The organism is Sphingomonas sp. UYAg733 (assembly GCF_054057355.1).
The window spans coordinates 20,831-46,696 of record NZ_JBSRZE010000023.1 but is presented as its reverse complement, the minus strand read 5'-3'; the positions used below and the strand labels follow the sequence as shown (position 1 = coordinate 46,696).

At 64.0% G+C, this 25,866-nt stretch carries 25 protein-coding genes and 1 tRNA gene; 17 read left to right on the top strand and 9 right to left on the bottom strand.

The genetic code is table 11. From position 1 onward, the window contains the following. Positions 1–191 precede the first annotated feature (191 nt). From ligD to ACVWZA_RS20785, 3 genes are all read right to left on the bottom strand, one after another. Positions 192–2,693 (bottom strand): DNA ligase D, encoded by a 2,502-nt coding sequence (gene ligD / locus ACVWZA_RS20795; RefSeq protein ID WP_457313351.1) that lies wholly within the window; start codon positions 2,691–2,693, stop codon positions 192–194. Between the two features lie 114 nt (positions 2,694–2,807). Then, on the bottom strand, positions 2,808–3,695 hold the full coding sequence (gene ku / locus ACVWZA_RS20790) for a non-homologous end joining protein Ku (RefSeq protein ID WP_457313350.1): 888 nt from the start codon (positions 3,693–3,695) through the stop codon (positions 2,808–2,810). A gap of 73 nt (positions 3,696–3,768) precedes the next feature. Further along, complete coding sequence (locus ACVWZA_RS20785) at positions 3,769–4,761, bottom strand: aldo/keto reductase (protein WP_457313349.1); 993 nt, start codon at positions 4,759–4,761, stop codon at positions 3,769–3,771. A 98-nt stretch (positions 4,762–4,859) separates the two neighbouring features. Between ACVWZA_RS20785 and ACVWZA_RS20780 the strand changes: the two genes are divergently transcribed. The 4 genes from ACVWZA_RS20780 to ACVWZA_RS20765 are packed head-to-tail and all read left to right on the top strand — an operon-like array spanning position 4,860 to position 8,138. After that, the gene (locus ACVWZA_RS20780) at positions 4,860–5,765 is read left to right on the top strand and encodes a LysR family transcriptional regulator (RefSeq protein WP_457313348.1); all 906 of its coding nucleotides are present in this window, start codon (positions 4,860–4,862) and stop codon (positions 5,763–5,765) included. Positions 5,766–5,774: 9 nt separating this feature from the next. Next, a complete protein-coding gene (gene pdxH / locus ACVWZA_RS20775) occupies positions 5,775–6,365 on the top strand; it encodes a pyridoxamine 5'-phosphate oxidase (RefSeq protein WP_457313347.1) in 591 nt (196 codons plus the stop codon). Continuing rightward, positions 6,362–7,306, top strand: coding sequence for a cation diffusion facilitator family transporter (locus ACVWZA_RS20770; protein ID WP_457313346.1), 945 nt, complete (start codon positions 6,362–6,364; stop codon positions 7,304–7,306). Before pdxH ends, ACVWZA_RS20770 begins: the two co-directional genes overlap by 4 nt. 37 nt (positions 7,307–7,343) lie before the next feature. Beyond that, positions 7,344–8,138: a PhzF family phenazine biosynthesis protein gene (locus tag ACVWZA_RS20765; RefSeq protein ID WP_457313345.1), complete on the top strand. Its 795-nt coding sequence runs from the start codon at positions 7,344–7,346 to the stop codon at positions 8,136–8,138. Positions 8,139–8,180: 42 nt separating this feature from the next. On the opposite strand, the gene ACVWZA_RS20760 is transcribed toward ACVWZA_RS20765, so the two are convergent. Then, complete coding sequence (locus ACVWZA_RS20760; protein WP_457313344.1) at positions 8,181–9,353, bottom strand: serine hydrolase domain-containing protein; 1,173 nt, start codon at positions 9,351–9,353, stop codon at positions 8,181–8,183. Between the two features lie 4 nt (positions 9,354–9,357). Here ACVWZA_RS20760 and ACVWZA_RS20755 point away from each other — a divergent pair, with 4 nt between their 5' ends. Further along, positions 9,358–9,663, top strand: coding sequence for a hypothetical protein (locus tag ACVWZA_RS20755; RefSeq protein ID WP_457313343.1), 306 nt, complete (start codon positions 9,358–9,360; stop codon positions 9,661–9,663). 6 nt (positions 9,664–9,669) lie between these two features. Here the strand turns inward: ACVWZA_RS20755 and mnmA are convergent, their stop codons facing one another. Continuing rightward, positions 9,670–10,779: a tRNA 2-thiouridine(34) synthase MnmA gene (gene mnmA, locus ACVWZA_RS20750; protein WP_457313353.1), complete on the bottom strand. Its 1,110-nt coding sequence runs from the start codon at positions 10,777–10,779 to the stop codon at positions 9,670–9,672. A 139-nt stretch (positions 10,780–10,918) separates the two neighbouring features. Between mnmA and ACVWZA_RS20745 the strand changes: the two genes are divergently transcribed. From ACVWZA_RS20745 to ACVWZA_RS20735, 3 genes are all read left to right on the top strand, one after another. Further along, positions 10,919–11,149, top strand: a complete 231-nt coding sequence (locus ACVWZA_RS20745; protein WP_457313342.1) for a hypothetical protein — start codon at positions 10,919–10,921, stop codon at positions 11,147–11,149. A gap of 104 nt (positions 11,150–11,253) precedes the next feature. Beyond that, positions 11,254–11,553 carry a CtrA inhibitor SciP gene (sciP, locus tag ACVWZA_RS20740; protein ID WP_183109807.1) on the top strand — a complete coding sequence of 100 codons (300 nt, stop codon included), beginning with the start codon at positions 11,254–11,256 and terminating at the stop codon, positions 11,551–11,553. Between the two features lie 92 nt (positions 11,554–11,645). After that, positions 11,646–11,900: a GlsB/YeaQ/YmgE family stress response membrane protein gene (locus tag ACVWZA_RS20735; RefSeq protein WP_457313341.1), complete on the top strand. Its 255-nt coding sequence runs from the start codon at positions 11,646–11,648 to the stop codon at positions 11,898–11,900. A 57-nt stretch (positions 11,901–11,957) separates the two neighbouring features. Here ACVWZA_RS20735 and ACVWZA_RS20730 read toward each other — a convergent pair whose 3' ends face one another. After that, positions 11,958–12,677, bottom strand: a complete 720-nt coding sequence (locus ACVWZA_RS20730) for an SIMPL domain-containing protein (protein WP_457313340.1) — start codon at positions 12,675–12,677, stop codon at positions 11,958–11,960. Between the two features lie 94 nt (positions 12,678–12,771). Continuing rightward, the gene (locus ACVWZA_RS20725) at positions 12,772–13,035 is read right to left on the bottom strand and encodes a GlsB/YeaQ/YmgE family stress response membrane protein (protein WP_457313339.1); all 264 of its coding nucleotides are present in this window, start codon (positions 13,033–13,035) and stop codon (positions 12,772–12,774) included. Positions 13,036–13,274: 239 nt separating this feature from the next. Between ACVWZA_RS20725 and ACVWZA_RS20720 the strand changes: the two genes are divergently transcribed. Genes ACVWZA_RS20720 through ACVWZA_RS20710 form a run of 3 tightly spaced genes read left to right on the top strand, consistent with a single transcriptional unit; the run spans position 13,275 to position 18,946 of the window. Continuing rightward, positions 13,275–14,447, top strand: a complete 1,173-nt coding sequence (locus tag ACVWZA_RS20720; protein WP_457313338.1) for an efflux RND transporter periplasmic adaptor subunit — start codon at positions 13,275–13,277, stop codon at positions 14,445–14,447. Between the two features lie 5 nt (positions 14,448–14,452). After that, positions 14,453–17,611: an efflux RND transporter permease subunit gene (locus tag ACVWZA_RS20715; protein WP_457313337.1), complete on the top strand. Its 3,159-nt coding sequence runs from the start codon at positions 14,453–14,455 to the stop codon at positions 17,609–17,611. A gap of 54 nt (positions 17,612–17,665) precedes the next feature. Beyond that, entirely contained in the window at positions 17,666–18,946 is a 1,281-nt protein-coding gene (locus tag ACVWZA_RS20710; RefSeq protein WP_457313336.1) for a DUF445 domain-containing protein, read from the top strand. A gap of 11 nt (positions 18,947–18,957) precedes the next feature. Here the strand turns inward: ACVWZA_RS20710 and ACVWZA_RS20705 are convergent, their stop codons facing one another. Then, on the bottom strand, positions 18,958–19,641 hold the full coding sequence (locus ACVWZA_RS20705; protein WP_457313335.1) for an HAD family hydrolase: 684 nt from the start codon (positions 19,639–19,641) through the stop codon (positions 18,958–18,960). Positions 19,642–19,703: 62 nt separating this feature from the next. Here ACVWZA_RS20705 and ACVWZA_RS20700 point away from each other — a divergent pair, with 62 nt between their 5' ends. The 4 genes from ACVWZA_RS20700 to ACVWZA_RS20685 are packed head-to-tail and all read left to right on the top strand — an operon-like array spanning position 19,704 to position 23,192. Further along, positions 19,704–20,813, top strand: coding sequence for an MlaE family lipid ABC transporter permease subunit (locus tag ACVWZA_RS20700; RefSeq protein ID WP_457313334.1), 1,110 nt, complete (start codon positions 19,704–19,706; stop codon positions 20,811–20,813). After that, complete coding sequence (locus ACVWZA_RS20695) at positions 20,810–21,634, top strand: ABC transporter ATP-binding protein (protein ID WP_457313333.1); 825 nt, start codon at positions 20,810–20,812, stop codon at positions 21,632–21,634. The genes ACVWZA_RS20700 and ACVWZA_RS20695 overlap by 4 nt, the downstream gene beginning before the upstream one ends. Further along, positions 21,634–22,602, top strand: a complete 969-nt coding sequence (locus tag ACVWZA_RS20690) for an MlaD family protein (RefSeq protein WP_457313332.1) — start codon at positions 21,634–21,636, stop codon at positions 22,600–22,602. The genes ACVWZA_RS20695 and ACVWZA_RS20690 overlap by 1 nt, the downstream gene beginning before the upstream one ends. Positions 22,603–22,610: 8 nt before the next feature. Further along, entirely contained in the window at positions 22,611–23,192 is a 582-nt protein-coding gene (locus ACVWZA_RS20685; RefSeq protein WP_457313331.1) for an ABC-type transport auxiliary lipoprotein family protein, read from the top strand. A 3-nt stretch (positions 23,193–23,195) separates the two neighbouring features. Here the strand turns inward: ACVWZA_RS20685 and ACVWZA_RS20680 are convergent, their stop codons facing one another. After that, positions 23,196–24,122, bottom strand: a complete 927-nt coding sequence (locus ACVWZA_RS20680) for a peptidylprolyl isomerase (RefSeq protein ID WP_457313330.1) — start codon at positions 24,120–24,122, stop codon at positions 23,196–23,198. Between the two features lie 56 nt (positions 24,123–24,178). Between ACVWZA_RS20680 and ACVWZA_RS20675 the strand changes: the two genes are divergently transcribed. Next, a tRNA-Ser gene (locus ACVWZA_RS20675) sits at positions 24,179–24,269 on the top strand. A 178-nt stretch (positions 24,270–24,447) separates the two neighbouring features. After that, on the top strand, positions 24,448–25,851 hold the full coding sequence (locus tag ACVWZA_RS20670) for a tyrosine-type recombinase/integrase (RefSeq protein WP_457313329.1): 1,404 nt from the start codon (positions 24,448–24,450) through the stop codon (positions 25,849–25,851). Positions 25,852–25,866: the final 15 nt, after the last annotated feature.

The following is a 25,866-nucleotide window of genomic DNA, read 5'->3' as shown; positions in this document are numbered from 1 at the left end:
GACATCGCCGCCGCGCCGGGGTGGGTGGCCACCCACCCCGGCGCTCAGTCGCTTCCAGCAGAAACGAGCCGTGCTCGTCTAGATACAAGGGGGTTGGCCGCAAGCGCTGCGCATGTGGAGAGCGCCCCCCTCCACCACCCGCTGAAGAAGCGGGCGGTTCCCCTCCCCCGGTTCCGGGGGAGGATTTAGGGTCACAGGTCGGGCAGCACTTGATCGGCAATGCCCCAGCCGGCGAGGGCGCGGGAATTGGCGCGTTCGACCAGTTCCGCTCCATCGCGCACGCCCCAGCTGTTGGCGCGGTCGAGGTCGCGCAGCTCGCTCCAGGTGACCGGCACGGCGACTGGCGCGCCCGATCGTGCGCGTGCCGAATAGGGCATGATCGCGGTGCTGCCGCGCTGGTTGCGCAGCCAGTCGATGAAGATGCGGCCCGTTCGCTTGGCCTTGGACATCGTCGCGACGAAGCGTTCGGGCTCGGCCTCGGCCAGTGCGCGCGCGAAGCGATCGGCGAAATCCCTTACCGCGGGCCATTCGGCATCGGGCTTGAGCGGTACGATCACATGGACGCCCTTGCCGCCGGTGACCATCGAAAAGCTGGTCAGGCCCATCTCGGCGAGATGCTCCTTCAGGTCTTCGGCCGCCTTTTTGACGATATCGAAGCCAAGTCCTTCGTCGGGGTCGAGGTCGAAGACCAGCCGGTCCGGCTGTTCGAGTGCCGACACGGGTGAACCCCAGCCATGGAATTCGATCGTGCCCATCTGCACGCACATCACCAGCCCATCGGCGGTGTCGACATAGATATAGTGCTCGGTCGATCCATCCTTCTCGCGGATCGGCACCTGATGGACATGCTCGCCGAACGCGCCCGCGTCGTGCTTCTGGAAGAAGCAGCGCTTGCCGCGTCCCTGCGGGCAACGCACCAGGCTGATCGGGCGGTTCGCGGCCCAGGGCAGCATGGCGGGCGCGAGCTGCGCATAATAATCGGCAAGATCGCCCTTGGTGACGTCCGAATCGGGGAAGATCAGTCGATCGCGGCTGCTCACCGTGACATGAATCTCGGGTGCAGCGGGGATCGCAGCGGGCGTTTCCGCGACGACATCCTCCGCCGCCTTGTCCTCGCGCAGGCCGAGAAAGCTTGAATGACGCAACACGCCGTCCGGCGTCGTTTCGGCAAAGGCGATTTCCGCAACCAGCTTGGGCGTCACCCAGTGCGCGCCGCGCACCGCCGCGCGCGGCGCCTTCACCGTCGGCGACTTGCGCTCGAGTTTCTTGAGCTTCGCACTCAGCTCGATCATCAAGTCGGTACTGAAACCGGTGCCGACCTTGCCGGCATAGACGAAGCCGTCCGGCCCGTTCACGCCGAGCAGCAGCGCGCGAAAGCCGCGCGACTTGTCGCTTGGTGTCCAGCCGATAATGACGAATTCCTGCCGCTGGATGCATTTCGTCTTGAGCCACGCCTTGGTGCGCTGGCCGCGATACGGCGCATCGGCGAGTTTGGAGACGATTCCTTCATATCCTTCGCGGCACATCGTCGCGAACAATTGCTCGCCGCTGCCGATGATATGCTCGGAATATTGCAGCCGGGCATCGGCGCCATCGATCAGCGGGCGCAGCCGGTCCTTGCGCTGGACGTTGGGCAGGCCAGTCAGATCCTCGCCATCGAGCTCGAGCAGGTCGAAGGCAAAAAGGGTCATGTCGCCGGCGTTGGAAATCGCGTCTTTCAGCGTGGAGAAATCCGGTTTGCCGTCCTTGAACGCGACGATTTCACCGTCGAGCAGGGCCGATTTCACGGGAATCTTCGCGGCGGCCGTGGCGATCGCGGAGAATTTGTCGGTCCAGTCGAGCCCGCTTCGGGTGAAGACCTTCGCCTTGCCTTTGGCGATTGCGATCAGCGCACGGTAGCCGTCGTATTTGACCTCGTGCAGCCATTGGCCGCCGGTCGGGACGCTGTCGACCAGCGTGCAGAGCTGTGGTTCCTGAAATCCTGCCCTAGAGGGGGACCGCCCGCCTCTTCCGGCGGGTGGTGGGCGCGCGCTTCCGCCAGTGTTACGCTTGCGGCCCGCCCCCTCCACCACGCTTCGCGCGGTTGCCCTCCCCGTGCCGGGGAGGATTTTCTTTTTCCCTTCTGCGATCTCGACCATCGTGCGCCCGGTGCTGATGCTGGTCAGCGCGGTCTCGACCAGCGCGTCCGCGCCGCCCGCCTCGGCATCGTCGATCTTGCGCAACAGCCAGTTCTCGCCCTTTTCCTTGCCGCGCGGGCGCAGGCGGATGAGCAGCCATTCGCCCTTCATCCGCTCGCCATCGAGCACGAAGTGGAGATGGCCCTTGTCGAGGTCCTTGGCGCTCTTGCCCTTGATCGGTGCCCAGGTGCCGCGATCCCACAGCATCACCGTGCCACCGCCATATTCGCCCGCCGGGATTGTCCCTTCGAATGTCGCATAGGACATCGGGTGATCCTCGGTACGGACCGCGAGACGTTTCTGGTCTGGGTCGAGACTCGGGCCGCGCGTTACTGCCCAGCTTTTGAGCACGCCGTCGACCTCGATGCGGAAATCCCAGTGCAATCGGCTGGCGTCGTGCTTCTGAACCATGAAGCTGTTGCCGTTTCCCGGCGCGAGGGTGCCCGCCGGTTCAGCGGTTTTCGCGAAGTCGCGCTTTGCGTTGTACAGCGCGAGCGGATCGGGGGCCTTGGCCACTAGGCCTCCCTCGCCGCTCTAGCGTCATCCCAGCGCGGGCTGGGATCTCCAGATAACGAAGCGCGCCCGCACGGCACGAGACCCCAGCCTTTGCCGGGGTGACGGGGAAGGGGGTTAAGCACGCTTTTTCGCCGGTGCGCGTTTCGCCGGCGCTTTGGTCGGCGTTTTTGCCGCCGCTTTGGCCGGCGCTGCCTTGGCCGTCGAGCCGCCCGATTTCTCCATCGATTTCTTGAGTGCCGCCATCAGGTCGACCACGTTGGAACCGGATCGCTTCGACGTGTCGTCGTCCTTTTCCTCGATGATCTTGCCGCCCTTCGATTTGCGTTTGCGTTCGATCAGGTCCTTCAGCGCGTCGACATAACGATCGTGGAATTCCTGGGGGTGGAACGATCCCGATTTCTTCGCGATCAGCGCCTCGGCCAGATCCATCAGATCGGCGTCGGGCTTGGTGTCGGGGATATCGCGGAAATAACCTTGCGCCTGGTTGACCTCATCGGCGTAGCGCAACGTCTCCAGCACCATGCCGCGTCCGCACGGTTTCAGGCTGACGATATATTCGCGCCCGCGCATCGCGAGCTGGCCGAGCCCGACCTTTTTCGATCGCCTGAGCGCCTCGCGCAGCACGATGAACGCTTCCTCGGCGAGATCGTCGGCGGGGACCACGAAATAGGGCTTTTCATAATAAAGTACGTCGATCTCGTCGGCGTCGACGAACTGAGTCAGTTCGAGCGTCTTTTTCGATTCGAGCTTCACCGCGTCGATTTCGTCCTGTTCGAGCAGCACGTAACTGCCCTTCTGATACTCGAACCCCTTCATGATCTCGTCGGTGTCGACCGGGCCGACGCCGGTCACGACCTTCTCATAATGGATCGGTTTGCCGGTCGGCTCATGGATCTGCTTGAAGCTGATCTGCGCGCCCGATTTGGTCGCGGAATAGATTTCGACCGGGATCGAAACGAGCGCGAGCCTGATCTGTCCCTGCCAATAGGCGCGTGCGGCCATGCCCGGTTCCTTTGTTGCGAACCGGTTCAATCGACGAGCGGCGGAGTCGTTCCGCTGCTCGTCGACGGAAAGGTCAGTCGCGGCCGACCAAAGCCGCCTCGCGCCCGGCGTAGCGCTCCCCTTTTACGTCCGCCATTACCGCGCCGATACGGTCGAGATCGTCGTCGGACAACATGATATCGATTGCGGCGACATTGTCCTCGAGATGCGGAATCTTCCGCGCGCCGGGGATCGGGACAATGTCGTCACCCTGCGCAACTACCCAGGCCAACGCCAATTGAGCGGTGGTGACGCCGCGCTCCTTGGCGATCGCCGCCAAAGTATCGACCAATGAGAGATTCGCGGCGAAATTCTCGTCCGCGAAGCGGGGAAGATTAACCCGGAAGTCGTCCTTTCCCGCCAGATCCCCCTTGCTTCGGATGGCGCCCGTCAAAAAACCGCGGCCAAGCGGGCTGAACGGCACGAAGCCGATGCCGAGTTCGCGGCAGGCAGGAAGAATGTCTATCTCAACATCGCGCTGCCAAAGCGAATATTCGCTCTGCAGCGCGGCGATCGGGTGAATCTTATGAGCGCGGCGCAACTGGTCCGCGCTCACCTCGGACAGGCCGATCGCGCGCACCTTTCCTTCCTTTACCAGCGCCGCCATCCCTTCGACCGATTCCTCGATCGGTGTCGCGGCATCGGGCCGGTGGAGATAATAGAGGTCGATCACGTCGATGCCGAGCCGCTTGAGCGATGCCTCCGCCACGGCCCGCGCATTTTCCGGCGTACCGTTCAATCCAGTGGTGCGCTGAAACCCGACACCCTCGTTGCCGATGCGGAAGCCGAACTTGGTTGCGATATTGACCTTGTTGCGCACACCTTTCAGCGCGCGGCCGACGATCTCTTCGTTCTCGTATGGGCCGTACACTTCCGCTGTATCGAACAGCGTGACGCCGAGATCGACCGCGCGATGCAGCGTGGCGATCGACGAAGCTTCCTCCTGCCCGCCATAAGCGGCGGTGAAGCCCATGCAGCCGAGCCCGATCGCGGATGTTTCAAGAATTCCGAGTTTGCGCCGTTTCATGTCGTATCTCCTCAGATGATGACCGGGCGGATATGGGCGGCATCGACTGTACGGACTAGATGAGCTATTCCGCACATCCTGTTCGATTGGATCGATCAATGGACCGTGATTCCCTGTCCCATCTCACGCTGTTCGCCGCGGTTGCGCACGATGGCGGGTTTCGCAGCGCGGCGCGGCGGCTGGAGATGGCACCGTCATCGCTGAGCCACGCGGTCGGTATGATGGAGACCCGACTCGGCGTTCGTCTGTTCAATCGCACGACGCGCAGTCTGGCGCTGACCGAGGCGGGGCAGCGGCTGCTCGCCCGGCTCGATCCGGCGCTGGGCGAGATCGAGGCGGCGGTGCGGGATGCGTGCGAGGCAGATGCGATGCCGGCCGGGCGCATTCGAATCAACGCGCCGCGTTTCGCCGCCGCGCAACTCCTCGCACCGCATCTCGGTGATTTTGCCGAGAGTCATCCCGCGATCAACCTGGATGTCGCAATCGAGGATCGCTTCGTCGATATCGTTGCCGAGGGCTTCGATGCCGGGCTGCGCCTTGGCGAAAATCTCCAGCCCGACATGATCGCGACACGGATCGGCGGGCCACAACGCCTCGCGATCGTCGCCGCACCGGCCTATCTGGAGCGGCATGGGCGACCCGAGACGCTTGAGGCGTTGGCGCAGCATCGCTGCCTGCAGCGCCGCTTCACCGGCGGTAACCTCTATGCCTGGGAAGTCGTGCGGGATGGGCAGGAGATCACCCTGTCAGACATGGCGGGATCGCTTACCGCGAATGACGATTTTCTGATTTACCAGGCCGCTGTGGCGGGCGCTGGCATCGCCTTCATATACGAATGGCGCGCCGCCGAGGACATTGCGGCGGGCCGGCTGATCGAACTCTTTCCGGACAATTGCCCGCCCTTCTCCGGCTTCTTCATCTACCATTCCAGCCGCCGCCATATGCGCCCGGCGCTGCGCGCCTTTATCGACTTCTTCGTGGCGGCCAATCGGGGATCGCGCTAAGGCGCGGCGATGGCCGACGATCCCTTTGCCCTGTTCGACAGCTGGTATGCCGAAGCGCGCGATACCGAGTTGAACGATTCTAATGCGATGGCGCTTGCCACCGCCGATGGAAACGGGCGTCCGGCGGTGCGGATGGTGCTGCTCAAGGGGCATGGCCGCGATGGGTTCGTCTTCTACACCAATCAGCAGAGTCGCAAGGCCGACGACCTTGCCACCAATCGCCAGGCCGCCTTGCTGTTCCACTGGAAATCGCTGCGCCGGCAGATCCGTATCGAGGGCGATGTCGCGCCGGTTACGGACGCGGAGGCGGACAATTATTTCGTCACGCGCGGGCGCGATTCGCAGATCGGAGCCTGGGCGTCGGATCAGTCGCGGCCGCTCGACGCGCGCGAGACGTTCGAGGCGCGCTTTGCGGCGATGGAGGCGCGTTTCGCCGGTGGCGATGTGCCGCGTCCGCCGCACTGGTCGGGATATCGGGTCAGCCCGTTGCGCATCGAATTCTGGCAGGACCGCGAACACCGGCTGCACGAACGCCGCTTGTTCACGCGTGTCGGCAGCGATTGGGGCGACAGCTGGACCGAAGGGCTGCTTTACCCATGACGGAGGATCAGCGCCGCGCCGTTCCATTCGCCGTGCGGGCCGCGCTCGCCAGCGTCGGCATGGCGTGTTTCCTGCTGTTGTTGAAGGGGTTCGCCGCCTGGCATACCGGGTCGGTGGCGATGCTTGGGTCGCTCGCCGATACCGGGCTCGATCTGCTCGCGTCGCTGGTCACGTTGTACGGCGTGAAGCTGGCGGCCGAACCGGCCGATCACGACCACCGTTTCGGCCACGGCAAGGCGGAGGCGCTGGCGGCACTGTTCCAGGTCATGCTGATTACCGCCTCTGCCGCCGGCATCGCGTGGCGTGCGGTGATGCGCTTCGGTGACACGACACCGACCGAGGATGCCGGTTTCGGCATCATCGTATCGGTCGTCGCGATTCTGGCGACGGTCGTGCTGCTGGCGTATCAGCGCCGCATCATCCGTCGTACCGGATCGGTCGCGATCATGGCGGACAATGTCCATTACCAATCGGACGTGCTGCTCAACGGATCGGTCATCGCCGCATTGATCCTCGATCAGTATGTCGGCTTGCATGGGGCCGATCCGCTGATGGGCATTGCCATCGCGCTGTGGCTCGCCTGGGGCGCGTTCCGCGCGTCGAGCAATGCGATCGACCAGTTGATGGATAAGGAATGGCCCGAGGTTGAGCGTGCGCGATTCATCGAGGTCGCCGCACGCCAGCCGGGCATCAAGGGCATTCATGATTTCCGCACGCGTCGTTCCGGCAGCCATGATTTCGCGCAATTCCATATGGAGGTCGGTCGCGACCTGACGATGATCGCCGCGCATGACATCGTTGAAGGCGTCGAACGAGCATTGCGAGGTGCCTATCCCAAGGTCGAGGTGTTGATCCATCTCGACCCCGAGGGGCATGTCGATACCGACAATCCGCTGATCGAGGCCGACGTCACGCCGCACTGGTTCGGCAAGCGCCTCTGATTCCCCAATCCTATTGCGAAACCGTGAGGCAGAAGCCGTGAGAATTCCGTTCGTGCAGATCGATGCCTTCGCCGCCACGGCATTTCAGGGCAATCCGGCGGCGGTGATGCCGCTGGCCGCCTGGCTTAACGACGATGTGCTGCAGCGAATCGCGACCGAGAATAATCTCAGCGAAACCGCCTTCCTGATTCCCGATGCCAGTGACGCGGCCGATTTCGAACTGCGCTGGTTCACGCCTGGCGCGGAAGTCGCACTATGTGGTCATGCGACGCTTGCCAGCGGCCATTTCGTACTGTCGTCCGACAGCGCAATCGAAAAGGTCACGTTCCGCACCCGCCAGGCCGGTTTGCTGGAGGTTGCCCGCGACGACGACGGTTATGCGCTCGGCTTGCCGGCATGGGCTCCGGTCGCGAAAGACATGCCCGAGATCGTCGCGGCGCTGGGCGTCGAGCCGGTCGAGACGCTGTGGTACGACAAGGGTTATGCGCTGGTGATCCTCGCGGACGAAGCGGTGGTGCGCGAGATCGCGCCGGATCTGCGCGCGCTCGCCGGGGCCGGAAAGATCGTCGCGGTCGTTTCGGCACCCGGCGTTGAGACCGATGTGGTCAGCCGGGTTTTCACCCCGGCCTATTCGATCGACGAGGATCCGGTGACCGGGTCGGCGCATGCGGTGATGACGCCCTATTGGGCAAAACGCCTCGGTCGCGACCATTTCACCGCCTTTCAGGCAAGCGCGCGCGGCGGGCATTTGACCTGCCGGCTCGACGGCGACCGCGTGATCCTTGGCGGTAAGTGCGCGACAGTGATCGAGGGCATCTTCTTCCTCGACTGAGGGGAGTGGGCTGGCACCGAACCGACGCAAGTCGCACAGACTCTACCGCCGATCGAACCCCGCGACCACATCGCCCAGCGTCTGCATCAGTGCGGGGTTGTTGCTGTCGGGCGTATTGCCCAGCCGCACCACGACCACGCCGCGGCCCGGTCCGCTGTCGGGGCTGGCAATGACCAATTGGCCGAGATGCCCGTCGGCCGCGAGCGCAGTCGCCGGACCCTTGCCCGGGAACAATGCGCTGTGTCCGCCGGCACCGCCGGGACGGTTGAGCCAGGTCTGACCGCCATATTCGGTGTTGGTCGGCGCCGGCGTCTTCATGAAAATGAGCCAGTCCGGCGCGATCACCTGCGCGCCGTCCGCCGCCTTTCCGTCGAGCAACAGACCGCCGATCCGGCCCCAATCGGCCAGGCTCATGTGCAGGATCGACCCCCCGATCTGCGTGCCCGCGCCGTCGAATTCGAGTACCGCGCTCCTGATCCCGGCGGGGCGAAACACGCGCTTCCGGGCAAAGGCGGTATAGGCCGCCGCGCGGACCTTCGGGTCGCGGCTGTCGGTCAGCGTGCGGGTGACGATCTCGGCCAGGATCAGCGTCGTGAGCGAGCTGTACTGGAAGGTCGATCCCGGTTTGCTCGCCAGCGGATGGGCGATCGCCGCCGCCGCCATATTGCCGGTATAGGCGACGAACAACGTCTGGTTGGTATCCGAGCGCTCGACCGGATTGCCCACTTCGACATGGGCGAGCCCCGACGACATGTTGAGCAAATGGCGCAGCGTGATCGCGGCGCGCGGATCGCCCGGCTTGTGCCATTCCGCGATCGGTGCCGGCGCATCGAGCGACAGGCGGCCGTCGCCGACCAGCTCGCCGACCAGCATGCCGGTGATGGTCTTGGCCATCGACCAGCTGATGAAGCGATTATTGTCGGAATAGCCCGGGGCATAAGCCTTTAACGCGGGGCATCCGTCAGTGGTGATCAGCACCGCGCGGGTTTCGGGGTGGTCGCTGAACAGTTTTTTCACCGGCTCGAGCGACCGGCTGAGATTGGCGCCGGGACAGGAGCCGATCGAATAAGCCGGATGTTCCGCGCCGCTATCGGCCCCCGCCAGCAGCAGCGGCAGCAGGGCGGCGAAGGCGAGCTTGCGCATCATCGCCGTAACGATAGGGTGTGCACCGATGAAGGCAAGACGTTCCCGCAAAATCTGGGTTCTATCGACCATTGCCGTGCTGCTCGTGGCACTGCTTGGCGGTGGCTGGCTTTACGCTCGCGCGATGACGCCGCAGCTTGAGCTCGGCACCGGCTACGCCGCGCGCGTCGCTTGCGCTTGCCACTATATCGGCAATCGCGACCTGAGGAGCTGCCGCGCGGATTTCGAACCCGGCATGGCGGCGATCCAGCTTTCCGACGATCCCTCCACGAAGACTGTCACCGCGTGGGTGCCGCTGGTGGCGAGCCGATCGGCGCGCTTCGATCCGGTACTTGGCTGTCAGCCCGAGCCGTTCAAAGGCGTGCCGTTGAAGGTTCGCTGAGGAGTTTCAGGCGGCGGCGAGTTCGGCTCGCTCGGTCTCCGCGATCCAGCCGCCGCCGAGCACCCGGTCGCCATCATAAAGCACTGCCGCCTGCCCCGGCGCGACGCCATATTCCGGCGCGTCGAAGGTCACGCGGTCGTCCGCCAGCCGGGCGGGCACGAGCTTCGCCATCGACCTGACCTTGGCGCTGACTGGCCCATTATGGTTGCCGCCGATCCAGTTGATGTCCGTCAGGCGAGCGGCATCGACCGCCAGCGCGGTGCGCGGACCGACCACGACGCGGCGCGTATCGGGTTCGAGCCGGACGACATAAAGCGGCTCGGGCGTGCCGCCGATCTCCAGCCCGCGACGCTGGCCGACGGTGAAGTGGATCAGGCCGCGATGCGCGCCGAGCTTGCGCCCGGACTCGTCGACGATATCGCCGCTGGTATCCGCATCGGGCCGCAGTTTCCTGACCAGCGCGGCATAATCGCCGTCGGGCACGAAACAGATATCCTGGCTGTCGGGCTTGGCCGCGACGCCGAGCCCAAGCTCCGCCGCCAGTTCGCGCACCCGCGCCTTGGGCAAGCCGCCCAGGGGAAAGCGTAGATAATCGAGCTGGTCCTGCGTCGTCGCGAACAGGAAATAGCTCTGGTCGCGCGCCGGATCGACAGCGCGGTGCAATTCCGCTCCGTTCGGTCCCTCGATACGGCGGACATAATGGCCGGTCGCCAGGCAATCCGCCCCAAGGTCGCGCGCCATGCCGAACAGATCGGTGAATTTTGGCCCCATATTGCAGCGGACGCACGGGATCGGCGTACGTCCGGCTAGATATTCATCGGCAAAGCCATCGATCACCTCGGCGCGAAAGCTCGATTCATGGTCATAGACATAATGCGCGATGCCGAGCCGATCGCACACCGCGCGCGCATCGCGGATATCACGACCGGCGCAGCACGATCCGGCGCGGCCGACCGCTTCGCCATGATCGTAGAGCTGCAGCGTGATGCCGATCGTCTCCGCGCCGGTGCGCGCGGCGAGGGCGGCAACGACCGAACTGTCGACGCCGCCGGACATGGCGACGACGATGCGCTTGCCCTTGAGCTCCGGCCCGAGCTGGAAATCGCCTTCGGTGATCATGCTGCCGCACATAGGGGCCGGGGTGTCCCATTGCAAAACACATGCTTTCCAAAGCGTTTTCACCGGCTTTACCTCACCTTTAGACCTCGGTGTCTATCAAGGCTGTCCAACGCTGATTCTTTCATAGGGCGCCTGAGTGGATTTAAGCTTTTCCCGTTTCGAGCACGACGCTTCCGTTGCCATCCTGCCGGCCGATCTGGCGGTGATGATGGTCGGGATCACCGCGCGACAAGCGGCGAGCCCGACCGCTCTGTTCCAGTCGTGCCTGTTCGAAACGCCGGTCGTCGCCGCCAATCCGTTCGCGCCGCTGCATGGTGCGTTCAATGCCGCGATGGCCAGCGCGATCATCCGCTGGAGAGAGATATGAAGACGCTGTTTACCGAGCCGCTTTAGCCCGTGTTCAAGTCCGCAGTGTAAATGCCGTTATTGAAATTGATGAGAGGGGGCCCCCCGCCCCGATCGAGGTTGAGAATGATCGAAAACCAGAAAATCCGTCCAGCCAAGGTGATCGGCCCGCTCGGCGAGCCGCTGACCCTGGACAGCCTGCCCCCGCCCGAAACGACGCGCTGGGTGGTTCGCCGCAAGGCCGAAGTCGTCGCCGCGGTCAATGGCGGCCTGATGACGGTCGACGAAGTTTGCGCGCGTTATAATCTGACGGTGGAGGAATTCGCCGGCTGGCAGCGGGCGATCGATCGCTCGGGTATGCCCGGCCTGCGGGTGACGCGCATCCAGCATTATCGCTCGCTTTACGAGCGCCAGCAGAAATACTGATCAAGGAAGTTAAACCGCTACCGGAACAAATTCGCAGGCTTGCGAGTATTTCCCCTCGTCAGCCCGATCAATGGGCGTCAACGGAGGGTATTATGGTCGGTCTTATCGTTTGGCTCGTGGTTGGTGGCGTTTGTGGCTGGCTTGCCAGCATGATCATGCGCACTGACGGGCAACAGGGCATCATCCTGAACATCGTCGTCGGCATCATCGGATCGGTGATCGCATCGTTCCTGTTCGGCGGCGGTATCAATCAGGTGATCACCGTCAACACGTTCATCTATTCGCTGATCGGCGCGGTGATCCTGCTTGCGATCGTCAATCTGGTCCGTCGCGGCAGCGTTCGCTAAAGCGACCGCCAAGACGAACATTACGGGCCGCCCGACACCGTCGGGCGGCCCGTTTCGTTATTTCAGCAGGAAACGGACATTGACCGTCACCGTCACGTCGGTTTCGCCCGCCGCGACCTGAGTCGAGGCATCGGCCGCTTTGGCGCGTGCGTAGAGCATCGGGGGCTGTGGCGATCCGCCCGCATTCTCGCCATTCTCCGTAATCGATATAATCCGCGACACGGTCAGTCCGGCGGCACGCGCATAGAGCTCGGCCCGCGCGCGCGCGCGTTTGACCGCATCGGTGCGTGCCTCATCGAGCGCGGTGTCGGGCTTGTCGATCGCCAGATTGGGCCCGTCGATCTGGTTCGCGCCCTCCTTGACCAGCGCATCGAGGATCGCCCCAGACTTGGCGATATCGCGAAATCGCACCGACACTGTGTTGGTTGCCTGGTATCCGGTGATCACCGGCGCCTGATTCTCGACGTAGCGATATTGCGGGCTGAGCCCGACATTGGCGGTGTTCACATCGCGTGCCTCGATCCCGGCGCGCTTCAGCGCGGCGAGGACGCGCGACATCGCCTGCGCATTGTCGCCGAGCGCCGCGCCGGCGGTCGCCGCCTGGGTCACCACGCCGGCGCGAATCGTCGCGATGTCGGGCACGCGCGTCGTCTGCCCGGTGGCCGTTACATCCAATATGGTACCATCTGGCAGCATCTGCTGCATGACCTGCGCGCTCGCGGGTGCAGAGGCAAGTGGCAGCGCGGCGAGCGCCAGTGCGGACGCGATCAACTTCATTTTAAAACTCCCGTCGTATTTCAGGCCGATTGGCCCGCATGGCGTGATCTGGCGCCGCGCGGGCCAACCTAAGCTGAACGAGTGGGCGGCAGGATCAGCGCACGCGGCGCGTCATCACCAGCCGGTACAGCGCCAGCAGCACGACCGCGCCGGCGGTCGCTGCGACATAGCGTTCCCACACCGCATTGGGCTGCCAGCCGAGCATCGGCGCAAGATAGCCCCCGAGCAGCGCGCCCGCGATGCCGATCAGGATCGTGACGATAAAGCCACCCGGATCTTTGCCGGGCATGATGATTTTGCCGAGAATGCCGGCCACCAGGCCGATCAACAACCACCCGATGATTCCATTTGCGAGCATCGCTTCACTCCCATGTTATCGGCCCGCTGCGTCGCGAGACCGTGCGGAACGTCCTCCTCAAGGCCGATCAATGCAACCCGTTTCTTCACCGCAACGATTGGTCGCGCTTGCGACGACACGCAAAAAAGGGCAGGCCGCGCCTCGGTGAAAACGATCTATTGAGGTCGGTGACTTATTTCGCTAATACAGTCCCACGGAATTTGGGCCGATGGATAGCCGGGACGGGGAAAGTGGATCAGATGAACTACGAATCGGCGACGTTCGACAATGACGGACGGCTGGCGCTTCCCGGTGGTGGGGCACAGCGCTCCAACCTGGTCTGGTGGATCGTCGGCGCGGTCGCCGTCCTGCTGCTTGCCGTCGCCGCCTGGTTCGCCTTCGGCTTCGGCAAGAAGCCCGAGGAAAAACATGTCGAGCAGCTGCCCAGCGTGACCGTCACCGTTCCCGGTACCACGCTGGTGCCGCGCGTCCTGTCGGCCACCGGGTCGCTCGCGGCGCGGCGTGAAATGCCCGTCGGCGTTGCCGGCGAGGGCGGCATGGTGACCCGCGTGCTGGTCGAGCCCGGCCAGTGGGTCGGCGCGGGACAGGTGCTCGCCACCGTCGATCGTTCAGTGCAGACCCAGACCGCGGCATCGCTATCGGCGCAGATCAGCGTGGCACGTTCCGATGCGGCGATCGCCCAGTCCGAGCTCAACCGTGCGCAGCAGCTGGTCAATCGCGGTTTCATCTCCAAGGCCGATCTCGAGCGCAAGGCGGCGACCCGCGATGCGGCGCTGGCGCGCGTCCGCGTCGCCCAGGCGACGCTGAGCGAACAGAACGCCCGCACCGGCCGTCTCGATATCCGCGCGCCCGCCGCCGGCCTGGTCCTGACGCGCAACGTCGAGCCCGGTCAGATCGTCAGCTCGGGCTCGGGCATATTGTTCCGCATGGCCAAGGGCGGCGAAATGGAAATGCTGGCGGCGCTCAGCGAGGCCGATCTGACCGGGCTCGGCATCGGCGTGCGCGCGAAGGTGACGCCGGTCGGCGGCAAGGAAAGCTTCGTCGGCGAGGTGTGGCAGGTGTCGCCGATCATCGATCCGCAGACGCGCCAGGGCACCGCGCGCATCGCGCTGACCTATAATCCGGCGCTGCGTCCGGGCGGTTTCGCCGCGGCGGAGATTACCAGCGGGGCCGCGACTTCGCCACAGTTGCCCGAATCGGCGGTGCTCAGTGACGATCGCGGCAATTTCGTCTATATCATCGGCAAGGACGACAAGATCGAGCGGCGCGACGTCAAGGTCGGCGCGGTGACCGATTCGGGTGTCGCGATCGCATCGGGACTGACCGGGGCGGAACGTGTCGTGCAGTCGGCCGGCGCGTTCCTCAACCCGGGGCAGAAAGTGCTGCCGATCGTCGTCAAGGCTAAGGGCTGATCGCTATGAATTTCCGGAACATCTCGGCTTGGTCGATCCGCAACCCGGTACCCTCGATCGTACTGTTCATCGCGCTGTCGATCGCCGGGGTCTTCAGCTTCATGAGCATGCAGGTCAACAACGACCCGGATATTGATTTTCCGGTGGCGATCGTCGTCATCAGCCAGCCGGGGGCCGCACCGAGCGAGCTGGAAACGCAAGTTACACAGCGAGTCGAATCCGCAGTGCGCAGCTTGCAGGGCATCGATGAGATCAGTTCGACGATCACCGAGGGCAGCTCGCAAACCGTGATCCAGCTCAATATCGGGACGCCGATCGATCGTGCCGTCATCGATATTCGCGACGCGATCACGCAAATCCGCAGCGACTTGCCCGACGGCATTCTCGAGCCTCAAATCTATCGCGCGAACACCAGCGGCAACGATCTTGCCAGCTATTCCGCAATCACTTCAGACATGACGATCGAGCAGCTGAGTTGGTACATCGATAATAATGTCAGCAAGGAATTGCTGTCGGTTCCCGGCATGGCGACGGTCAGCCGCAATGGCGGCGTCAGCCGCGAGATTCGCATCATCCTCGACCCGCTGAAACTGCAGGCACAGGGGTTGACGGCGAACCAGGTCAACCAGCAGCTTCGCCAGGTCAATCTCAACGCGGCCGGCGGTCGCGCGGAGATTGCCGGGTCGGAACAGTCGGTCCGCGTGCTCGGCAATGCCAAGGACGCCTATGAACTTGGCCAGACGCAGATCTCGGTGGGTGGCGGGCGAACCGTTCGCCTCTCCGATATCGGCCGCGTTCGCGACCTTTATGCCGAACAGCGTTCAGAATCCACGTTCGACGGCAAGCAAGTCGTCACCTTCGACTTCCAGCGCGCCAAGGGCGGATCGGACGTGACTGTATTCCACGCCGCCGAAAAGAAGCTGGCGGACCTGCAGAAGCGCAACCCGAAGGTCCAGTTCAAGCTGATCTTCAACGAAACCCAATATGCCGAATCACAATATCACAGCGCGATCGAAGCGCTGATCGAGGGCGCCTTGCTCGCGGTCTTCGTGGTGTTCCTGTTCCTGCGTGACTGGCGCGCGACGGTCATTTCCGCGCTCGCCATCCCGCTATCGGCGATTCCGACCTTCTGGTTCATGGAATTGATGGGGTTCAACCTCAACCAGCTGACCTTGCTTGCGCTCAGCCTAGTCGCCGGCGTGCTGGTCGATGACGCGATCGTCGAGATCGAGAATATCGTCCGCCACATGCGCATGGGCAAGACCGCCTATCAGGCGTCGATCGATGCCGCCGACGAGATCGGGCTGGCCGTGCTTGCGACCACCATGGCGATCGTCGCGGTGTTCCTGCCAGTCGGCCTGATGCCTGGCGTGTCGGGTCAGTTCTTCAAGAATTTCGGCCTGACCGTCGTCGCCGCGGTGTTGATGAGCCTTGCCGTCGCGCGCCTGTTGACGCCGATGATCGCGGCCTATTTCCTGAAGGCCTTTGGCCATGCCGAACATGGCGAGGGGCGGCTGATGCATGGCTATCTCGCCACTCTCAAATGGACGCTCCGGCATCGCTGGTCGGCAGTGGTCGGCGGCATGACCGCGCTCGCACTCACCGTGGTGTGCGCATATTTCCTGCCGATGACCTTCCAGCCTGAACAGGATCAGGACGCGACCACCGCACTGGTGGAGATGGTGCCGGGCACGACGCTCGAACAGACCAGCAAGGTGGTCAAGCAAGTCGCCGATATCCTTGCGGCGGAAAAGCCGGCGGTGAAATCGGTCTATTCGCGGTCCTTTGTCGGCAATGGCCGGGTGGTTGCCCTGTTCAACAAGGACAAGGGCCTGACCAGCACCCAGTTCGAACAGAAGCTCGCGCCGAAACTCAATGCGATCGCCGATGCGCGCGTCACGTTCCGCTCGCAAAATGGCTGGGGCGGCAGCGGCCGCGCACTGACCATCGTGCTTGGCGGCGACGATCCCAAGCTGCTCAACGACACGGCGGTCAAGCTCGTGCGCGAAATGGGCCAGCTGCCGGAACTCGTCGCGCCGCGGATCAGCGGCGATCTGCAGCGACCGGAAATCGTCATCAAGCCGCGGCTCGACCTGGCTGCCAATCTCGGCGTCACGACGGCGGCGCTGTCGAATGCGATCCGCATCGCGACGCTGGGCGATATCGACCAGAACAGCGCGAAATTCTCGCTGTCGGATCGCCAGGTACCGATCCGTGTCGCGCTCGACGAGAATGCGCGCGAACGCCTGTCGACGATCCAGAATCTGCCGGTCGCCACCGCGACGGGCGGTTCGGTGCCGCTCAATGTGATTGCGGAGATCGGCTTCGGCGCCGGTCCGACCAAGATCGAACGCGTCGCGCAGCAGCGCCAGATCACCGTCGGCACCGACCTTGCCCCGGGCGTGGTCAGTGGTACGGCGCAGACCAAGATTCACGCTTTGCCGACCATGAAGAACCTGCCGATCGGCGTTGGCGAACTGACGCTCGGCCAGACCAAATGGCAGGGGGAGATGGTCAGGAACTTCATCACCGCGGTGATCGCCGGCGTCGGCCTGGTGTTCGCGGTGCTGGTGCTGCTTTATCGCCGCGTCCTGCCGCCTTTGGTCAACATGGGGTCGCTGCTGCTGGCGCCGCTCGGCGGCCTGATTGCGCTGCTCGTGACGGGCAACCCGCTGTCGATGCCGGTGTTCATCGGCCTGCTCATGCTGCTCGGCATCGTCGCCAAGAATTCGATCCTGCTGATCGACTTCGCGCTCGAGGAAATCGAGAAGGGCGTCGATGTTTCAACCGCGATCATCGATGCCGGGCACAAGCGCGCTCAGCCGATCGTCATGACCACGGTCGCGATGGTCGCCGGCATGGTCCCAACGGCTTTGTCTCTGGGTGGCGACGGATCATGGCGCGCGCCGATGGGCATCACGGTGATCGGCGGCCTGACTCTGTCGACGATCCTCACATTGCTGATCGTGCCGGCCAGCTTCAGTCTTGCGGTCGGGGTCGAGAAATGGATCGGACCGAAACTGCGCCGCGGCCTGCTGACCTATAAGCCGGGTGATGAAGGCCTGCCGGTAATCGACCATGATCCGCGGCCGCATTTGCCGTCCGCGCCGACGCGGATCGGCGGGCCAAAGCCTGGTGACGACCTCCCGCATCCCGCAGAGTGACGTTAAAAGGCCTTCGCACTTGAACAATCCCCGGTTTCGGGGATTGTTTCACCCATGAAGCTGCTCGCCCGCGCATCCCGCAACGCAGAAGCCGTGCCTGCGGGGCTGCGTCACATGCGAATCGTCGCCACCGGGTTGCTCGTCGCGATGGCCATCCTGTTCCTCGCGACGCGCGCGCTCGACAATGTTTCGGGATTTGGGGGCAATCCGGCGTACGGCTTCATTCGAGCCTTTGCCGAGGCGGCGATGGTCGGCGGGCTGGCCGACTGGTTCGCGGTGACCGCCTTGTTCCGCCATCCGCTCGGCCTGCCCATTCCGCACACCGCGATCATCCCGCGCAACAAGGACCGCATCGGCGACACGCTGGCACAGTTCCTGCGCGACAATTTCCTTATTCCCGGCGTCGTCGCGCGGCGCATGCGTCAGCTCGATCTCGCATCGGCGGCGGGCCGCTGGCTCTCCGCGCCGGCAGGCAGCGAGGGTCGGTTGCGGCGTGGCGCGTCGGGGCTGGTCGCCAACATGCTTGAGGCGTTCGACCCGCAACGTCTCGGCGGCATGGTCAAGGGAGCGATCGGCCAGCGACTGCGCACGCTCGAGGTCTCGCCGCTGCTCGGTCAGGCGCTGACCGCGGCGATCGCCGAGAAACGTCATTTGCCGCTGCTCGACGGCATCATCCGCTGGGCGGCGCAAGTGCTCAGCTCGAACGAGCATCTGGTGCGCGCGATGGTGCATGAACGCGCCGGGTCGGTCCTGCGCTGGACCGGGCTCGACGAGACGCTCGCCGACAAGATCATCTCCGGGCTCGACGGGCTGGTCAACGACATGGCCGACGATCCCGATCATCCGCTGCGCGCCAAGGCCGAGGAGGGGCTCGAGGTCCTCGCCTATGATCTGCAATATGATCCGAAGATGCGCGCCAAGATTGAGGCACTCAAGGCCGATCTGATCGACAATCCCGCGATGCAGCGCTGGCTCGACGGCATGTGGGAAAGCGCGCGGGCCAGTCTGCTCAAGCTCGCGCGCGACCCCAATGCCGCGATGAGCGGCAAACTGGGCGATATGTTGCGCCAGTTGGGCACGACATTGCAGGAAGATTCAGGGCTTCGAGCAACCATCAACCGTTTCACGCGACGGGCAGCGGTGGGCATGGCGGCAGATTATGGCGACGGCATCGTCCGGCTCGTGTCGGAGACGGTACGCGGTTGGGACGCGCGCACGATCACCCAGCGGCTGGAGAATGCCGTCGGGCGCGACCTGCAATATATCCGCGTCAACGGTACGCTGGTCGGCGGATTGGTCGGGCTGATCATCCATACCGTGGATATGCTGCTTTGAGATCGTGCGATCTACCAGTCGAGGATCGGCCAGCCCTTGACGTAGGCGAGCGCGCGCAACGCGGGGCTCGGATGCACGGCAAACGGCTCGTCGGCCCAGTCGAGCGTCGGCGCGTCGGACACGTGGTCGGAATAGAAACGAACCTGCGTTTCCGACCGATCGATACCTTGTGCAACGAGCCAGGCCTGAATCATGCGCAGCTTGGCCGGGCCGTAGCAATTTTCACCATCGATCGCCGCGCAGATGTGCCCGTCTTCGGTCAGCCGCGAGCCGGTCGCGATCACCGCATCGAAGCCGAGCCGCTGCGCAATCGCGGTGACATAGAAGTCATAGGAAGCGGTCGCCAAGACCAGGCGATAACCCGCCGCGCGATCGGCGTCGATCCGCGCGCGCGCGCCGGCGAACAGACCATCGGCGACCACCCGATCGGCGAAACGGATGGACACGATATCGGCATCCCGGCGGGAGATAGACGCGCCGAGCAGGAGCCGCTGCGTCACCTGTTTCAAACGGGCGCGATTGATCAGCTTCAATCCATAGCCGCCGACCGCGAGCCCCGCGAGCGGCAACAGTGCCAGTCGCCACGGTGCATGCGCACGCGCGGCACCGATCAGGAAGCGCGTCCAGGTTGGCGCGACGGTGATCGTCTTGTCCATGTCGTAAATCGCAAGTTGGTGCGGAGCTTCTCTCGTCATCAGTTGGTCTTACGCGGCATTCGGCTTGCCGATCCAGCGCGATTGCACCAAGGGTGGGCGCGATGAACGATGTCGCCGCCTTCTCGCACGAACGCGCCGCCGACGGTGATGTCCTGCGCTTTTCCGGCAATTTGTCGCTATCGCGGATCGGCGACTTGCCCGAACGGCTGCGTGCCTATGATGGTCCGGTCGACCGGCTCGACCTGAGCGGGATCGACCGCATCGATACGGTCGGCGCCTGGGTCGTGCAGCGTTTCGCCGCCGAACATGACGCGAAGATCGAGGGGCTCGATGCCGATGCCGAGCATCTGCTCGAGCAGGTCAGGGCCGCCGACCAGGCGGTCAAGATGCGGCCCGAACATGTCGGCAGCTTCTCGCGCGTGCTCGGTGAGGTCGGCGAAGCGACGATGATGGCGCTGAAGACCACGGTCGGGCTGCTCGGCTTCATGGGCGCGACGGTGATCGCACTGGGCAATGTTATTCGCCATCCGAACCGTTTCCGCTTCAACGCGACTGTGCAGCGCTTCGAGGTCGTCGGCGTGTCCGCGCTTGGCATCATCGGCCTGATGAGTTTCCTGATCGGGATCGTCATCGCACAACAGGGCGCGGTGCAGTTGCGCCAGTTTGGCGCGGAAGTGTTCACGATCAATCTGGTCGGGCGGCTGACGCTGCGCGAACTTGGCGTGCTGATGACGGCGATCATGGTCGCGGGCCGTTCCGGATCGGCGTTCGCGGCGCAGATCGGCACGATGAAGCTGACCGAGGAAGTCGATGCGATGCGCACGATCGGCGTTTCGCCGATGGAGGCGCTGGTGCTGCCGCGTACGCTCGCGGTCGTGCTGATGATGCCGCTGCTCGGCTTTTACGCCTCACTGACTGCGATCATCGGCGGTGGGTTGCTGTGCTGGATTTCGCTCGGCATCCCGCCGGTCACCTTCATCCAGCGCATTCGCGAAGTCGTGCCGATCACCGACCTGTATGTCGGGCTGGTCAAGGCGCCGGTGTTCGGTGCGATCATCGCCATCGCCGGCTGTTTCCAGGGCATGATGGTCGAGGCCGATGCGGAACAGGTCGGCCTGCGCACCACGTCGGCGGTGGTTCAGGCGATCTTCTTGGTGATCGTGCTCGACGCTTTTTTTGCAGTATTCTTTACCTGGGTAGGCTGGAATTGAGCGACCGGCGCGCCCCCGAGAATATCATCACCGTGCGCGGGCTGAAGAACAGCTTCGGCGATCAGGTGGTGCATGAAGGGCTCGACCTCGAGGTTCACCGCGGCGAGATCTTCGGCGTGGTCGGCGGTTCGGGTACCGGCAAGTCGGTGCTGATGCGCTCGATCATCGGCCTGCAGACCCCTGACGAGGGAGAGATCACGGTATTCGGCGAACCGACCATCGGTCGCGAGGAAACCGAGGCGGTCGATATTCGTAAGCGCTGGGGCGTGCTGTTCCAGGGTGGCGCCTTGTTCTCGACCCTGACGGTGGCCGAGAATATCCAGGTGCCCTTGCGCGAATTCTACCCCAGGCTCGATCCGTCGCTGCTCGACGAGATCGCGGCGTACAAGGTGGTGATGACTGGCCTGTCGGCCGATGCCGGACCCAAATACCCCGCCGAATTGTCGGGCGGCATGCGCAAGCGCGCCGGTCTTGCGCGCGCACTGGCGATGGATCCCGAACTGCTGTTCCTCGACGAACCGACCGCCGGGCTTGACCCGATCGGCGCGGCGGCATTCGATGAGCTGACCAAGGGGCTGCAAAAGACGCTCGGCCTGACTGTCTTTCTGATCACCCATGATCTCGACACGCTTTATGCGATCTGCGACCGGGTCGCGGTGATCGCCGACAAGAAAGTGATCGCGGTCGGCACGATTCCGGAACTACTCGCGTTGGACCATCCGTGGATCCAGGAATATTTCAACGGCCCGCGTGGCCGCAATGCCACCGCCTCGGTCGAACGAGCGCGGGAACAGAGTGAACAAGCAGGGGCTACGCGCTAATGGAAACCCGTTCGAACCATGTCCTGGTCGGTGCCGTGGTGCTGATCCTGCTTGCCGTACTCGCGCTGTTCACGGTGTGGATTGCGCGCCTCAACGGCTCGTCCGAGAAGGAGTATGACATCTTCTTCAAACAGTCTGTCGATGGCCTGAACAAGGGGTCGGCGGTGGCCTTTTCGGGCGTGCCGGCGGGGCAGGTGAAGGAGATTTCGCTGTGGAAGCCCGATCCCCAGTTCGTACGCGTGCGCATTTCCGTCGATGACGATACACCGGTGCTCGAAGGGACCACCGCGACGATCCAGGGTGTCGGTTTCACCGGCGTCAGCCAGATTCAGCTCGACGGCGCGGTCAAGGGGGCGCCACCGATCGGTTGCCCACAAGTCCAGCCGGAAAAATCCTGCCCGTACGGCGTCCCGGTGATCCCGCCCAAACAGGGTGGTCTTGGCGCGATCCTCAGCTCCGCACCGCAATTGCTCGAACGCTTCTCAACGCTGACCGAGCGTCTGACCGAGATGCTGTCGGACAAGAACCAGAAATCGATCGAGGGCATTCTTGCCAACACCAACCGGCTGACCGGCGCGCTCGCCGATCGCGGGCCGGAGATCGCGGCGACGCTCGCCGAGACGCGGGTTGCGATCAAGCAGGCCGGCGACGCCGCGCAGCAGATCGGCCAGCTTGCGGGCTCGACCAACGCCATGATCAATGATGATGTCCGACCGGCGACGCAGAATCTGAGCAAGGCGGTGGCCGCCGCGCAACACAGTATGGAATCGCTTGACGCGGTGATCGCGGACGCACGGCCCGGGGTCCAGGCCTTCTCGAAACAGACCATTCCCGAGGTCGGGCTGCTTGTTCGCGATCTGCGCCAGATGTCGGCCGCGCTTACCTCTGTTGCTGAAAAGATCGATCAGGGCGGTGCCGGCGCGCTGGTCGGATCGCCGAAACTTCCCGACTATAAGCCCAGCAAGTGAGGCGCCCCATGAAGAAGCCGCTTATCATCCTCGCCCTGCTGCCGCTGTCCGCTTGCATCAGCTTCGGCGCCAAACCGCCGCCCGTGCTGCTGACGATCAGCTCCGCATCGGTCGTGCCGATCGGACAAGTGCAGGATTCGTCGAAAAGCGCGACGATCACCATCCTGGTGCCGGCCGTATCGCAGGCGCTGGCCACCACGCGCGTGCCGGTGCAGGCAAGCGATACCGCGATCGCTTATGTCGCCAATGCGCAATGGGTCGAACAGCCCGCCCGTTTGTTTGCGCGATTGCTGTCGGATACGGTCGGCGCGAAGACCGGGCGCGTGGTGCTGAGCAATGCGCAATCCTTTGCCGATCCCGGCGCACGCCTGTCGGGCGAATTGCGCAACTTCGGCGTCGATGCGACGACCAAGGAAGCGGTGGTGACTTATGACGCGGCGCTGATCCGCGGGTCGGCAAGCGTGGTCGAGAAACGCCGTTTCGAGGCGCGCGTGCCCGTCGCCATGGTCGAGGCCAGTGCGGTCGGCATCGGGCTCAACCAGGCGGCCAACCAGGTCGCCGGTGAAGTTGCCGACTGGGTCGGGCGCTAAGCGTCAGCGGGCCGGCGCGGGCCGCGTTGCCAGCGACACTTCGCATAGCTCGGCACCGCCCGATCCGATCATCGGCGATGCGGGATTCTCGCGCAGCTTGATGTACGCGGCGAAGCGCGCATTGTCGGTCGAGCGATAGTCGAACCTCGGCCGCTCGGCGGCGGGAATGTCGCTGGCCAGCTTGACCGAGACGATCCCCGACCGTTCGGCTGCGGTCGCATAGACGCCCATCGCCGCATCGCTGCGAGGCAGGGCGGAAAGATATTTCATACCCTCGATGATGCGCCCAACGGCGGTGTAGTTGCGGTCGAGCCGCCGTGCCGACTGGCCGATCGGCGTGAACAGTTCGGCGCCGCTGCCGGTGTCGGGAGAAGGCCCGCGTGCGACGCCGACCATGCCGTAACAATGCGTCAGCCACGCCGCCTTTCCATTCGTCGCGATCGGCCAGCCATCGGCGCTGAAGCCCGATGCGGTCGAGTGCGAATCCGCTTTGGTCAATCGCTGCGCGACGGTGAAACCGGCGATTTCATATTCGGCTGCCGGGGTCTCGACCACGCCGGCTGGAAGCTTTTTCGTCTCGGTCGCATCGCCCCATTGCGCGACCCAGTTTTCCTGCACGCGGTACACGCTGGCCGCGTCCCACCAGCCGGCCCTGACCAGCGTGCGGATGTTGGCGACATGTTCGGGCGCGTAACGCGCGGCAAGCCGGATCACGACCCTTCGGTTGCCGGTCAGAGTCATCACCAGCAACTCGTCATCGGGGATCGCCCGCCAATCCTGCGCGGCAACGTCCGACGGCAATGGTGCCGGCGGCGTGGCGGGTGCAGAGGGTGCAGGGGGTGCGGCCTGGGCCAAAACGAGCAGCGGGAGCAGGGAAATCAGCATGGCCGCGAGTGTGGCACGGAGCATGGCGGCGATGCAATCGCTCACGGGTTGCGCGCCGCCGCAACAGGCCCTAGGGCAGCGCCTTCCTGTCCGGGAAATGCGGAGCGGTGGCCGAGTGGTCGAAGGCGCTCGCCTGGAAAGTGAGTATACGCCAAAAGCGTATCGAGGGTTCGAATCCCTCCCGCTCCGCCAGTGGCCCCTCCGCGAGGGTCCGCAGAAGTCCACCAGTATCGACTTTTCTCTCCTGAAATCTGATACTTAACAGACCAGCTTGGCCGTGGCCGTCCGGAGCCGTTCGGAGCAATCCGACGAATCGAAGGTACTGGCGCATGGTATCGGCGGGCGAAAATATGGTATCTGGAGAAGACCGTTGCTCAGTGATGCAAAAGCCCGCGCGGCCAAGCCGCGACCCAAACCCTACAAGCTGACCGACAGCAATCAGCTGTTCCTTCTGGTGACGCCCAGCGGCGGAAAGCTCTGGCGCTGGAACTACAAATATGACGGCAAGCAGAAGTGCATGGCGTTCGGCGCCTACCCGCTCGTCTCGCTTGCCGATGCGCGCGGCAAGCGCGACGAGGCCTATACGGTTCTCTGCGAAGGCCGGGACCCGACCGTGGTGAAGAAACTCAGGATCGAAGAGAATATTGAGGCCAGTTGCCAGACGTTCGAGCGCGTCGCGCGCGAATGGCATGAGAACGCCAAGTCGCAGTGGGCCAGGATCCACGCGGCCGACATCATTCGCAGCCTTGAGCGGGACGTCTTTCCGACGATCGGCATGTTGCCGATCGCCCAGCTGACCCCGCCGCTCGTGCTTGGTGTTCTGCGCGAGATCGAGGCCCGTGGGTCGATCGTACGGCCAAGCGCATCCGACAGAGGATATCAGCCGTCTTCATCTACGGCATCGCAGGGCATCGTGCAGACGGACCCGGCCGAGAAGCTCGGCAAGGTCCTGAAACCGCTTCGCAAGGGCCGCCAGCCGGCGATTACCGACCTCGCCCCACTCCGTAAGATGATCATCGCGGCCGAGGAGGATTATGCCCGGCCGATTACCCGGCTTGGGATGCACCTGCTCGCGCTAACGGCGGTGCGTCCAAGCGAACTGCGCGGCGCGCGCTGGGATGAGTTCGAGGATTTGAACGGCAGGTTGCCGCTCTGGCGCATTCCCGCTTCCCGCATGAAAGGCGACCTCGATCGCAAGGACGAGGTGAACGGCGATCATCTCGTGCCGATCACTCAGCCATGCCTGGCCGTACTTCGGGCACTCTGGCCGCTCACCGGAGAGGGTGAACTGCTCTTCCCAGGCAATAGGCATTCCCATCGACCGATGAGCGAGAACGCGATCGGCTACCTGCTCAATCGCGCCGGCTATCATGGTCATCATGTGCCGCATGGCTTTCGCGCGGCCTTCTCGACCATCATGAACGAATGGGCCGAGCGGGAGGGCAAGGAGCACGACCGGCAGGTCATCGACCTCATGCTGGCGCATGTCCCGACGGCGAAGGTCGAGGGCGTCTATAATCGCGCGGCCTACCTGCCCCGGCGCCGCGAATTGGCGACGATCTGGGCGGACATGCTGAGCGACGGGTTGCCTGATCCGACTGTCTCATCGAGCGACCGTCGAAGGCTGTCGGAGAGCATTCGCGGCGGCGCCTACCGGATCCAGTCGCCATGGATTTTCGATTTCCGAAGTGGCGGCGGGCCGCATGATCGCAGGTATCAATCGGCGTGGAGGGCGAGCGAGAGGAATTCGAAAATGCAATCCGCAGAAAACTAATACCAAGTCTCATCG

Coding starts and splice junctions, on each gene's coding strand:
- pdxH (WP_457313347.1), top strand. CDS start 5,775: ATGGCCGACGATCCCTTTGCCCTGTTCGACAGCTGGTATGCCGAAGCG.
- ACVWZA_RS20760 (WP_457313344.1), bottom strand. CDS start 9,353: ATGGTCGATAGAACCCAGATTTTGCGGGAACGTCTTGCCTTCATCGGT.
- ACVWZA_RS20710 (WP_457313336.1), top strand. CDS start 17,666: ATGAAGCTGCTCGCCCGCGCATCCCGCAACGCAGAAGCCGTGCCTGCG.
- ACVWZA_RS20700 (WP_457313334.1), top strand. CDS start 19,704: ATGAACGATGTCGCCGCCTTCTCGCACGAACGCGCCGCCGACGGTGAT.
- ACVWZA_RS20705 (WP_457313335.1), bottom strand. CDS start 19,641: ATGACGAGAGAAGCTCCGCACCAACTTGCGATTTACGACATGGACAAG.
- ACVWZA_RS20730 (WP_457313340.1), bottom strand. CDS start 12,677: ATGAAGTTGATCGCGTCCGCACTGGCGCTCGCCGCGCTGCCACTTGCC.
- ACVWZA_RS20715 (WP_457313337.1), top strand. CDS start 14,453: ATGAATTTCCGGAACATCTCGGCTTGGTCGATCCGCAACCCGGTACCC.
- ACVWZA_RS20780 (WP_457313348.1), top strand. CDS start 4,860: ATGGACCGTGATTCCCTGTCCCATCTCACGCTGTTCGCCGCGGTTGCG.
- ACVWZA_RS20735 (WP_457313341.1), top strand. CDS start 11,646: ATGGTCGGTCTTATCGTTTGGCTCGTGGTTGGTGGCGTTTGTGGCTGG.
- sciP (WP_183109807.1), top strand. CDS start 11,254: ATGATCGAAAACCAGAAAATCCGTCCAGCCAAGGTGATCGGCCCGCTC.
- ACVWZA_RS20785 (WP_457313349.1), bottom strand. CDS start 4,761: ATGAAACGGCGCAAACTCGGAATTCTTGAAACATCCGCGATCGGGCTC.
- ACVWZA_RS20770 (WP_457313346.1), top strand. CDS start 6,362: ATGACGGAGGATCAGCGCCGCGCCGTTCCATTCGCCGTGCGGGCCGCG.
- ACVWZA_RS20720 (WP_457313338.1), top strand. CDS start 13,275: ATGAACTACGAATCGGCGACGTTCGACAATGACGGACGGCTGGCGCTT.
- ACVWZA_RS20725 (WP_457313339.1), bottom strand. CDS start 13,035: ATGCTCGCAAATGGAATCATCGGGTGGTTGTTGATCGGCCTGGTGGCC.
- ku (WP_457313350.1), bottom strand. CDS start 3,695: ATGGCCGCACGCGCCTATTGGCAGGGACAGATCAGGCTCGCGCTCGTT.
- ACVWZA_RS20685 (WP_457313331.1), top strand. CDS start 22,611: ATGAAGAAGCCGCTTATCATCCTCGCCCTGCTGCCGCTGTCCGCTTGC.
- ACVWZA_RS20690 (WP_457313332.1), top strand. CDS start 21,634: ATGGAAACCCGTTCGAACCATGTCCTGGTCGGTGCCGTGGTGCTGATC.